The following is a 12,429-nucleotide window of genomic DNA, read 5'->3' as shown; positions in this document are numbered from 1 at the left end:
TTTGATTAGAAACTAAGGTTACATCCGATGGTGAATACTCTTGGAGTAGGATATGTTGCCATATCTACACCGGCATTAAGAGGATTACCCCATAGATCGCTTATTTCAGGATTGTAGCCCGAATAATTAGTGATTGTGAACAGATTGTCGGCCGACACATAGATCCTTGCTTTGGATAGGAATGCTTTTTTAGAAATAACACTAGGTAAGGTATATCCAAGCTGTAAAGTTTTTAATCTAAAATAAGAACCATCTTCCACATATCTGCTCGAAAAGCGATCGTTCTGATTGGGATCACCATCGTGTACACGTGGTAAATCAGAGTTTGAGTTTTCAGGAGTCCAGCGATTCATCATGTCTTTTGAATTGCTCCACTCTCTCATGCTTGTGCTATATTGTACCGAATACATATAGTTTGCGATCTTATTACCTTGTGACCCCTGAAAAAATAGATTCAGGTCTATTCCCTTATAGGCTGCTGAAAGCGTTATTCCATAAGTAAAATCAGGCATTGCGCTTCCCAGATATACTCTATCGTTATCATCAATAATTCCGTCACCATTTACATCTTTGAACTGAACATCTCCCAATGAAGCATTAGGTTGAATAGGATTTCCGTCTTTATTGACATAAGAGTTTAACTGATCATCGGTTTTGAAAATCCCCATTGACTGTAATCCATAGAAATAACCGATTTCTCTACCGACTTCTGTTTTGGAATATTGTCCATACAGAGGTTCTCCTCCGCCTAAAGATGTGACTTCATTTTTTATAAATGAAATATTCCCTCCGGCATTGAATGTGAAATCCTGTCCTATGCTTTTCTCATAATTCAGACTAAACTCAAAACCGCTATTTCGTACCGATCCGGCATTGGTCTTAGGCCTCCACATTCCGGCATAGATTGGAATTGGGGTATCAAGTATCATATCGTTGGTATTTCGAATAAAGTAATCTATATTTCCGGATAAAGCACCGTTAAGTAAAGCATAGTCTAATCCGATATTATATTGTTCTGAAGTTTCCCAAGAGAGCTCTTCATTAGCCAATTTTTGTTGTATAGCACCATCTACCTGTGATCCTCCGAAAACAGCAGTATAACCATTGGTCATTAATGCCAGATAATCAAAGTCGCCTGCACTGGCTTGATTTCCTACATGTCCCCAACCTCCACGAAGCTTAAGTTGAGAGAATGATGTATTTTGTTTAAAATCTTTGGCAAATTCTTCCTCCATAATATTCCATCCTAAAGAGAACGATGGAAAATACCCCCATTTTTTCTTAAACCGCGATGTCCCGTCAGCTCTGAATGTTCCTGTGAAAAGATATTTACTGGCATAACTATAGTTTAGACGGAAGAATCCTGATAATAAGGCACTATGACCTGCTCCGCCCGAAACTTCAAGATTTTCTTTGTTTGAAGACATATTCGGATAACGTAAATCTTCATTTTCAGGAACATCATATACTTTTACATATAGATTGTTCGAATTCGATTTTTGAGCTTCAACTCCCAATGTCGCATTTACACTATGTTTTCCAAAAACATTAACATAACTGAAATATTCATTTGTATTCCAATATGTGTTATCACTACGGTTCTCGGTAAGAGAACTTTTGTTTCGTTGCTGATCAGCTGTTATATAATATACCGGATAATAGTTACGTGATTTGGCATATGCAAATTGTTTTCCGAACTGTGCTCTGAATGAGAGCCCTTTTAATCCTATATCATTTATCTGTAAATATGCATTCGCAATGAAGCGATCTTCTTTAGTTTTTCTATATTTATTTTCATAAGCCGATTGTGCAGGGTTACGTCCGTAGGAAAAATAAATCTCTCCAAACTCGTTAGTATATGTATCCCATGCTGCAGATACAGGATCAGCTTTCAAAGCCTGAGTTATCGATCCAGAATAGAAATCTCCATCGTTTCCTGATTTTTCATAGGTTGTATACGAGGCATTTATCCCGACTGTTACATTGTTGAACAATTTATATTCATTATTTAGGTGGAACATAAATTTATCCATGTATGTATTTTTCACGATACCTTTTTCGGTCGAATATGTACCTCCAAAATCATATTTATTACGCTCCGAACCACCTGAAACATTCACATTATAGTTCTGAGTAGAACCTGTCCGCATAATTTCATCTTGCCAGTTTGTCCCGCGGCTATTATTTGCAATAGCATAATCTAAAATAGATTGTGAGGATAATGACGGATTAATACCGGCATTCTTATATGCCTCCAACTTCAATGTAGCGTATTCTGCGGCATTTAACATATCTATCTTTTTGTCAACCTCAGTCATACCTGCAAAAATATTGACATTAACCTGTGTCTTTTTATTAAAGGACCCGCCTTTAGTCTTAACCAAAATAACACCGTTTGCTCCTCTGGAACCATAAATCGCTACAGCAGATGCATCTTTTAATATTTCCATTGATTCCACATCGTGCGGGGCTATATGGCTGATATCGGAAACAGGGAATCCATCTACAACATAAAGAGGATCGGAATTATTGACACTACCAGTACCTCTGATACGTATTTTTGTCCCGGCCCCCGGCTCTCCGGAGTTATTGATTACACTCACTCCAGAGGCCCGACCTTGAATAGATTGAGTAACGTCTACTGCTGAAAGCTGTGTTAATTGATCCGATTTCAATGATGATAGAGAGCCTGTCAAGTCACTTTTTCGCATAGTACCATATCCAACTACTACCACTTCATTCAGTAGTTGATTATTTTCTTTTAGTACAATGTCTATCACTCGTTGTGAGCCTACTTTTACGGTCTGAGTTTGCATACCAAGGAAAGAGAATGTAAGGACATCTCCTTGCTTGGCATCTATAGAGTAGTTCCCATCAATGTCGGTTAATGTACCTACATGATTTTGATTGGCCACAGTAACGCCTATCAATGGAGATCCATCGTTGGCATCCGTAACGGTTCCTGTTATCTGACTACTTTGTGCATATAGAGTGCAAGGTATCAGGCAACATAAAAAAAATAAATAAAGGATTTTTTTCATGGTTTAGAAATAAAATTAGATTCAATTAATTTTACGATATTTAAGAACATGTACAAAGCTATTAATGAAAATACTTGGTATCAAGTACAATATTATCAATTGACAATACTCTTATTGTGCCCACTCTTTTTCATTGCATATACCTTACAATTAATTCGTTATGTATAGTGATTAGATATCAAATAGTATTATCACATAACACTTTAGTACTATTTTGACATATGTTAAATTTCAAATTAGGAGTTTTTTCTTCCGATAGTTTTCTCTAAATTCTTTAGGTGAACAATTCTTTCTTTTTTTGAATATCCTGTTGAAATTGGATATATTATTGAATCCACACTCGTAACAAATTTCAGAAACTGACTTTGTGGAATCTATCAATAAGCGTGTAGCATGTCCTAAACGAATATCAATAATATAATCGGATAAGCCTTTACCCGAGCGAACTTTAAAGAATCTGCTGAATGCGGTAGGAGTCATTCCTACTAAATCGGCTAATTGTTCCAGGCGTATTTCATCTCTATAATTGTCATTAATATATCGTTGCACATTCTGGACCCTACGACTATCGGAATGGATCCCGATTTTGGCAAAGGATGAACTTGACAATACTGTAGCCTTGTCGCAAAAACGAGAAAGTTCGTAGAGAATAATCAAAAAATTGACTACAGAGTAAAAGCCACCTTGTTTACCGGCCAGTTTATCCAACATGTTATATACAGTCATAATAGCTTGCATAGGGAAACTAAGCCCTTTTTGTGCCTTCTCCAGCATTTGTTTAATAGAATGAAATTGATTTTTATCAAGAAGGCTTGAGAAGAAAAGATTTTGGGAAAACTGTATGGTTATTTCTCTTATCTTTTTAGACTCGCACCTATGTTGTTCCCATACATGCTCCAGATCTTTAGCTGTGATCAGGACCAAATCATATTCCCCGATAGTTTCGATAGAATCACCGACTATTCGCCTGACACCTGCTGCATTGGCTACAAAATTAAGTTCAAACTCTTTATGAGTATGAATAGGGTATGTAAATTCCGTTTTGTGTCTGTCTGCAATGTAGAAACAGTCCTTTTCAGACAAAGGGGTTATTTCCTGGACGGTTGTAAAATCATGATTGCCTTGTTTCATGGTAATAGGGTATTAATGTCTGGTTTCTTGACCGGCAAAAATACGATCCTGTAAACAAGAAACGTTTCAGATTTGTATCTGATTGTTTAAGAAATGTACTTGTCTGGAAAATTCATATACTATTCCGCATCTGTTTGCCTACTCTTTACATAAGCGCTGGGGGAAATACCCCAATATGTATTAAAGCTACTACTGAAATAGGAAAGGGAATTATATCCGACCTCGTACGCAACCTCCGAAATAGTCAAAGATCCTTTTTCAAGTAGGTATGCAGCTTGTTTCATTCGAATTATCCGGATGAGTTCGATAGGACTGCTCCCGGTTAATGTTTTTATTTTTCGGTGAAGATTCGTTCTACTTATATTCAGTTTTTTTGCCATATCTTCTACAGATAAATCTGTTTCAGAAATATTAGTCCGTATATAATTGATACTATTTTGTAGCAATAATTCGTCTGGGTCAGTTACATCTATTTCCTGTGCTTCTAAATTTAATAAACGGCTAAACTTCTTTTGTATTTTTTCACGTGTTTCGAGTAACTTTATTATGCGGATGCGTAAATAATTGGCATCAAAAGGCTTCGTAATATAAGCATCCGCTCCGGTTTCTATACCTTCCAATTTTTGCTCCAACCCTTCATTTGCAGTTAGCAATACAACCGGAATATGGCAGGTTTCTATATTTTCTTTTACAATTTTGGTAAATTCAATACCACTCATTTCCGGCATCATTACATCCGTTACAATAATGTTAGGTTGTAAATGTTGCAATTTATTAAGGGCTTCCCGTCCATTATTTGCTTCTACGATGTTGAAGAAAACCGATAGTTCGTGATGCAGATACATACGCATATCATATTCATCTTCGACCAAAAGTATCAATGGGCTATCCGGCTCTGCACCCTTACCCGTATCTTCTACATAGTTATCCGCTACCACTGTTTCTTGCTCTATTTCTATATATGACCATGGAGTATCGTCATAGTCCTGAGGGGCCAGATGGTTTTTACCAGCCTGTATATATAGAGTAAAGTTAGAACCGGCACCAACTTCACTCTCCACCCAAACCTTTCCATGATGCAGTTCTACAATTGTTTTGACCAGATGAAGCCCGATCCCTGTTCCTGAGTTCTGAGAAAAACTACCCTGATAGAAACGGTCGAATATATGGGGTAAGTCTTCGGGGGCAATACCACAGCCGGTATCACGAATCGAGAACAAAACGCTTCCATCGTTTTTCTGTTTTATGCTCAAAAAAATACTGTTCCCATCGGGAGTATATTTTAATGCGTTAAATAATAAGTTGTACAAACATTTTTCGAGCAAATCCGGGTCATACCAAATGGGGATTTCCCTTGCCTCATAATTGAATGATACGGATATTTGCTTCCGGTCGATAATATCGGTAAACAACCCTACAAAATCCTGAACAAACAAAACAAGATTAATAGGGCGGGCATGGACTTGTATTTTATCATATTCTATTTTTCTCAAATCCAGTATTTGGTTTATCAGGCGCAACAACCTATCGGCGTTGCGTAACATCATCTTCATCAGATGTGCTCGTTTCTGATTCGGCTCGGTTTGCTCTATCTCCTTCAGCGGAGATATGATAAGCGTCAGCGGCGTGCGAAACTCATGTGATATGTTTGTAAAAAACTGCATTTTGGTCAGGTTGAGTTCTTCCTGTTTTTTTGCCTTAAGCCGCTCTATATTCAATTCGTTTTTATCTTTCAATCGGATATAGATGACCCACATGACAAGAGACAGCAATAGGATACCTAATATTATATAAGAAACTTTTGCCCACCATGTTAACCAGACAGGTGGAAGTATTTCGATAGTCAATGTTGTTACATTCTTTATAGGTGTATCCAAAATTCGATTTGCATACACATTGAATGTATAAGTACCGGGAGACAAATTTGCATAGGTTATACTTCGTTGATCGGGTTCTAATCGTATCCATTGTTTATCGACTCCCTCCATAAAACAGAGATAAGATGTAGATGCCGGATATTGAATAATTGGGGCGGAGAACTGAAGGGTCAAACTGTTTTCATTGTGTTTTAAGACGATCATATCTGTTTCGTCCAAAGACTTTTCTAGTATTGTCCGTCCATTATAGGACTGCCCAACATAGACAGGTTGATCAAATATTTTCAGGCTTGTTATATATACTTTAGGCAGAGATTCGTTTTTTTTGATCTCGTTGGGAAAAAATGAATAAGCACCTTTACCTCCTCCGAAGAAAATCTCATTCCAAGGGCTTAGATAAGAAGACGACCGAATAAAATTTGTCCCACCCAAATCATTATTGCTTATAAAGTTTTTTATTTGTTTCTCTTTCGTGTCATAACTGATAATACCTTTGTTTGTAGACACCCATAGACGGTTTTCATATGGAACTATGGCGTTGATTATCGAATTCTGTAACTCGTTGGGTAACTCCCTTTTTATGAAAGTATCTTTGTCCGGATCGTATAGATAAAGTCCTGACGAGGTACCTATCCAGAATTGTTTACCGGCATCCTCTGCTATACTATAAACAGAGGGTGTGGCAATGAATATACTATTATCATAACTTTTGAATTTTTGAGTGGGAATATCAAGATTACAGATTCCTGAATGTGTACCGATCCATAGTGTTGTATTATTTTGGAGATATAGGTAGGTTATATTATCTGATATTAATTCACGGTATCTCAATTTTGAATAATTTACAAATTTTTCACTAGCCGGGTTGAAGTAACTAATTCCGGAGCCATCTGTACCTAACCATAGGTTTTGTTTTTGATCTTCAACAATACATTTTATATAGTTCCCCGGAGGCGAATTTTGACCTTTAATATGCTTATAAGAAACAAAAAGCCCTGATATACCATCAAATTTGCACAATCCCCCGGTATAGGTCCCGCCCCATATTATTCCCTTACTATCGCAAAAAACGCTGACAACAGCATCATCTGTTAATGAATGTTTACTCCCCTGCCCATATCGATAGTGTGTGTAAGTCTGGGCTGATTTGTTATATTTATTGAGTCCTCCCCCATCAGTAGCAAACCATATATCACCTCTTTTATCAGATGTAATGCCTGTTACCTGTCCATAACTCAACGAATTTGAATTATCATAATCTCTCTTATAGTTAACAAAACCTGGAGGCTCTTTACGCAGATAGCAGATACCGTCATTATACATGGCAATCCATAAATCATCATTGTTATCAAAAAACAGGCAATGAATCTTGCTATTAATTATTTCTTTCATTTGCGATGAAATGGCGGGATGACGATATATATTTTTGCCATCCGCGTCAATGCACCATAGCCCATCCCCCTCTGTACCTACCAATATACTATTATCATTGTCCTGTATCATAGAAAAAGCCGTTGCATTGATAGGAGTTTCTATGAATTTCCCGGACAGTTTATCGAGAATATAAACCCCTGCTCCTAGAGTTGACACTAACATCTTTCCGGATTTTAAGGGTCGCATTCTCAGTACTGAATTGGTTCGTAAATTACTGTTGACAGTATTATATTGATGAAAACTATTTGTTCCTGGCTGGTAAACTGTAATTCCATTATCAAGCGACCCGAACCAAATATTCCTATTATCATCTTCCACAATATTTCTTATAGAATTGCTACACAGCTCTCCGCCATTGAATATTGACTTGTATAAAACAACCTGATTTGTTTTTAATGAGTACTTTATAACTCCTTTATTTTCGACACTGAACCAAATATTCTTCTGAGAGTCTTCCATAATCCATATAACCGGATTCCTCTCTATTATATCTTTCTGTTCACCAAAGGATGCTGTTTTAAAATCGTTTTTCTGAGGGTTATAGTATTGTAACCCCATCATTGTCCCAACCCATAACCGTTTGAAGGAATCATAGAATAAAGCAGTAATTATATTATTAGCAATGGATGTAGAATCTGTTTCTCTATTTTTATATGTATCGAAGCGATAGCCATCAAATTTATTGAGACCATATTCAGATCCGATCCAAATAAATCCTTTTTCATCTTGTACTATTGTATTATTTATTTTTGAACTGGAAAGCCCGTCTTGGATAGAAAAAATTTTAGGCTCTTGATATTGTGTCTGAGCCATTAATTGAATAAATCCAACAACTAGAAAATGAATCAGTGCTATTTTTTTCACAGTAGGTTTAGGTTTATCAATAAAATTATCAACCAAATATATACATACTAATGTAAACTCTAATCGAAATTAACCAAAACTTTAATTAACCTTTATCCTAGAAAGTAAAAATAAGATATAACAGAAGTATATGATGAAAAATCTCTTAATGTTTCTGTCTATAAAAAAATTAAAGAGATTCTAGTTGGAAAACGAAGCAAAAAACACTTATCTCCTATAATACAGACTATTCGTTTTTTACTTATACGAACGTATGTGCAGAAATAAGCTTAAAATATCAATAGTTTTTTCCTGATTTTTTCTAGATTTGTAATCAAAAGTTGCTCTTTGTATTTATGCAAAATAAAGTAGAGTATGGAAGGTCGCTCATTACTAAATCGTTACCTATTGAAAGAAAACAATATACAACTCACTGATTTACAAATGAAAAGATGCCACCCGGTGTCTTGCCATGTAGTAGGTGAGATGGCAACCCAATTCGCACTTTTCCGCAATGATTTTAAGGCTACGGCAGAGGCTACTCGTAGCTGGAACATAAAAGATTTTATTATCTTTTCCCTCTCCTTTGTATTTTTCCATAATGCGGACAGGTATATCCAACAGTTTGATATAACACTCCGTAGTCGTTTTCTGACGGGCGATGTATATCCATTGGGAGCCGTCCTCTTTAGTTATGATATTATCCGTGGTGAGGTTGGCCAGATCCGCCCTTCCCAGCCCTGTGAAAACAGAAAATACAAAGAGGTCGCGGGTATGGCATAGCCGGTAGGTATGCAATTTGACCTTCATGATTTTGGCAAGCTGTTCGCCCGACAGGTGGCGGTGCAGTTTGGGAGCCTGCTCCAACCGGTGTCCCGAAAACGGGTCGCGTTTCAACGTGCGCTGTTTAACTGCCAGCCTGACGATTTTACGCAGGGCGATCAGGTAATCGTTCAACGATACTATTTTCAATTTCAGAACCGTTGACAGGTAGAAATGAAAATCATTGATGAACTGCATTTCCAATGAACGTAACGGCATATCCTCCACGTCATATTTATATTTCAGAAAGTTGTAGATGTGCTGGCGGGAAGTCAGGTAACGCACATACGAATGGTGTACCCTGTCTATACCTACCCGTTTGGCGTATTCCTCATTATGTTCGTCAAAAAGGGTAATCAATGTTTCTTTGGCTTGCGCCTGGCCTGTCACTACATTTTTAATGATTTCGGCGGTTACATGCCCTGTTGATTCTATATTGTTCTTATAAGCGGTTTTTGCCAGTTCTTCCAACTCATCGAGCCGGGTATTTATCCCGTTGAGTTCCTTTGTATCAGGGGACGATTTTTTCCCTTTTACGATAACCCGTTCCTTTTGGGCATCCCAAAGTGCCGGAGGCGCTTCTTCACCTGTGGAGTATTGGCTTATTTTACCGTCAAGGGTTATCCTGCCCATAATTGGGCAGTTACCGTTGGCTTTCATTTTCTGCTTGTTCATATAGAACAATAATTTGAACGTACTGCGCATATTACAAGCCCTCCATCATTTGAAGTTTGCGGCTTGGACGTACTTTCCGCTTACTCATATCTTTTAAAATCCGGGAAGGTGGCATATCTATCCCTTCAAGGCTGTATTTATCCCCGATATTTCCATGCAGGTCGGTAACATCCTTATCAATCTTTTCGGTAGTAACTTTGGCATACCGCTGGGTTGTCGTAATATTCTTATGCCCCATAGCCCGGCTGAGGGTTTCAATAGGCACTCCCTGCGACAGGCAGACCAAGCTGGCGAAGGTATGGCGGGCCATGTGATAGGAGAGATTACGCTTGATGCCACACTGTTTCGCCATGATTTTCAAGTGCATATTATAGCTCTCTTTGGAAAGCATCGGAAACAGCTTGCCTCCTTCCGCCATTCCTTTATACTTTTCCATGATTTTAATTGCAATATCCAACATCATAACGTTTTCGGGTGTTCCTGTCTTTTGGCGGTGTGTTTCAATCCACAGCTTGCCGTTCCTGTCCTTTGTTACGTTAGTCTCCGTGAGATTGCGCATATCGCAGTAGCAGATACCAGTGAACGCTGAAAAGAGAAACATGTCCCGTGTAAAGTTACGGTTCGGCGTATCGAAAGTGGTATTCATCAGGCGGGAAAATTCATCGGAGGTCAGGTGAAGCTGTTTCTTCTCCGGCTTCACTACCTTAAAGTCCGCAAATGGATGTACGGTAATATATCCTTTATGGATAGCCGAATAGACTACGCTTTTCAGGCAGTTCATATTTCCACGGATGGTATTCGGTTTTTGCCGTTGATCCACGCGCAGATAATAATCAAAATTTTCGATAAAAGTACAATCCAATGATTTGAGGGTTACATCGGACACTTTGTATCTGAATTTGATAAACTGGGAAACCAAACGGTAAACGTTCTTGTAGTGGTAATATGTGCCTGCGGCGCGGTTTACTCCGACACGCAAGGCATATTCGTTGTTATGCTCCCTGAATAGTTTCAGTAGGGTTTCCTGTGCGGCGGCGATACCCTGAAAGGCATTTTTGACATCGGTAGCCGTAACGACGTTACGGACATCTTTCAGCTCGTTAAACCTTACGCGCAGTAAGACCAAAAGCGATTCGATTTCCCTGTTGGTGGCAATAGCTACATGGCTTTTACCCATACACCTTTGGGAGCGGGCGTTCCACAATTCCGCGTCCACTTGAATCTTGCAAGCGAATTGAACCGTAGAATTAAATTCTCCCTTTACCGTAATCTTACCCATCAGGGGACAAAGCCCCTCGACTGTCTGCTCATTTTTTTTCAGGTAGAGCAGCACCTTCATTTCAGTTTTCATACCGATAACTTTTTTAGTTTGCAATGATACATTCTTTTGTGTTATCTTACGGTATGAAAATCAGCGCATTATATTGCTAACGAATCATGATTGGCTAAAACCTCTATGAAGTTCGGCTTCCTGTCATTATCTTCGCATTCGATAATCGCTGATTGAGTGCAGTTTACTGCGTTTTTCCGTATTACAAACAGGTAATGATTTGGTAGTGGAACAACCTCAATAAACGTCTCAAAATGCAATTCTTAGTACGGGTTGAATTTCTGCGATTCCGCTGTTTTTGAATTGTTTAGCGTTCCTTTTCTGAATCATTCTCTATTATTCTTTCATGCCTGACTACCGTTTCACAGGACTCGCATACATAGATGCTGCTAATCTTACAGAAAATAATATTCAGGAGGATGAATTCGGGCAGAAATGGATTCGTCTCTATCGACAGAAGTCCTCTGTTCAGGCCAATATCCCATTGCTGGAAGTACCTGAAATGATTCTTGATAAGTATAAGCATCTGGATGGGAAACTCTTGCCGATTCATACCAATCAAAAGATGAATGAATACCTTAAAGATGTACTCATCACAACAATTAAAAACTACATTCCCAAAGGACAAAATCCGACTACCTATATTGCAAACTTATTGAATATTGAACGTGAGTATGCTTACCGCAGAGTACGGGGAGAAACAAATTTCACTATCGAGGAAATTTCATTATTAGCCATTAATCTTGGTTTCTCTGTTGATAATATTATCGGATTAAGAAAGCGAGAGACGGCTCTTTTGGAACTGCATTTCATGAATCTAAATAAGCTCGAAGATATTTATTTGAAGAAAATAGAAAGGAATTCCAAAATTATTAAAGACTTGAATAATTCTCGAAATTCAATAATCAAATGGGCTGGAAATACTATACCTTTCGCTTTATTTATCAGATACAATGCTTTGAGTAAATTCCAATTTTATAAATGGAGTTACTACACAAAAAAGATAGCACAATATCATAGTTATTCTGATTTTGGTATGTCTGATAATTTGTTAACCGGTTTAAAATCATATTCCTACAATATGCAACTTCCATCTCATATCACATTTATTATCGATAATAATTTCGTTTCATCTGTCATTCGAAATATCCGATATTTCTATCAAAGGGGATTGATGTCGAAAATTGAGATGCACCCCGTCCCGCCAATCCAAACTGACCCCCATGTAACAATCTAAACTGCCCCCCTATTTACAGTTTAAATTGCCCCCGGGAAA

The 12,429-nt window shown here is 37.9% G+C and carries 6 protein-coding genes; 1 reads left to right on the top strand and 5 read right to left on the bottom strand.

Features of this window, described 5'->3' with window-relative positions; translation table 11 throughout:
• Positions 1-5 precede the first annotated feature (5 nt).
• From HMPREF9455_RS07920 to HMPREF9455_RS07900, 5 genes are all read right to left on the bottom strand, one after another.
• Complete coding sequence (locus tag HMPREF9455_RS07920; protein WP_006799122.1) at positions 6-3,041, bottom strand: SusC/RagA family TonB-linked outer membrane protein; 3,036 nt, start codon at positions 3,039-3,041, stop codon at positions 6-8.
• 231 nt (positions 3,042-3,272) lie between these two features.
• Positions 3,273-4,172: an AraC family transcriptional regulator gene (locus HMPREF9455_RS07915; protein WP_006799121.1), complete on the bottom strand. Its 900-nt coding sequence runs from the start codon at positions 4,170-4,172 to the stop codon at positions 3,273-3,275.
• 119 nt (positions 4,173-4,291) lie between these two features.
• The gene (locus tag HMPREF9455_RS07910; RefSeq protein WP_006799120.1) at positions 4,292-8,347 is read right to left on the bottom strand and encodes a hybrid sensor histidine kinase/response regulator transcription factor; all 4,056 of its coding nucleotides are present in this window, start codon (positions 8,345-8,347) and stop codon (positions 4,292-4,294) included.
• 417 nt (positions 8,348-8,764) lie between these two features.
• Complete coding sequence (locus HMPREF9455_RS07905) at positions 8,765-9,823, bottom strand: site-specific integrase (protein ID WP_006799119.1); 1,059 nt, start codon at positions 9,821-9,823, stop codon at positions 8,765-8,767.
• 31 nt (positions 9,824-9,854) lie between these two features.
• Positions 9,855-11,174 carry a site-specific integrase gene (locus HMPREF9455_RS07900; RefSeq protein WP_006799118.1) on the bottom strand — a complete coding sequence of 440 codons (1,320 nt, stop codon included), beginning with the start codon at positions 11,172-11,174 and terminating at the stop codon, positions 9,855-9,857.
• 325 nt (positions 11,175-11,499) lie between these two features.
• Between HMPREF9455_RS07900 and HMPREF9455_RS21575 the strand changes: the two genes are divergently transcribed.
• Positions 11,500-12,390, top strand: coding sequence for a site-specific integrase (locus tag HMPREF9455_RS21575; RefSeq protein WP_006799117.1), 891 nt, complete (start codon positions 11,500-11,502; stop codon positions 12,388-12,390).
• The last annotated feature ends 39 nt before the right edge of the window (positions 12,391-12,429 follow it).

The organism is Dysgonomonas gadei ATCC BAA-286, from assembly GCF_000213555.1.
GTDB lineage: Bacteria > Bacteroidota > Bacteroidia > Bacteroidales > Dysgonomonadaceae > Dysgonomonas > Dysgonomonas gadei.
Note: the sequence above shows the minus strand (reverse complement) of the source record. Positions and strands in the feature narration are given on the sequence as shown.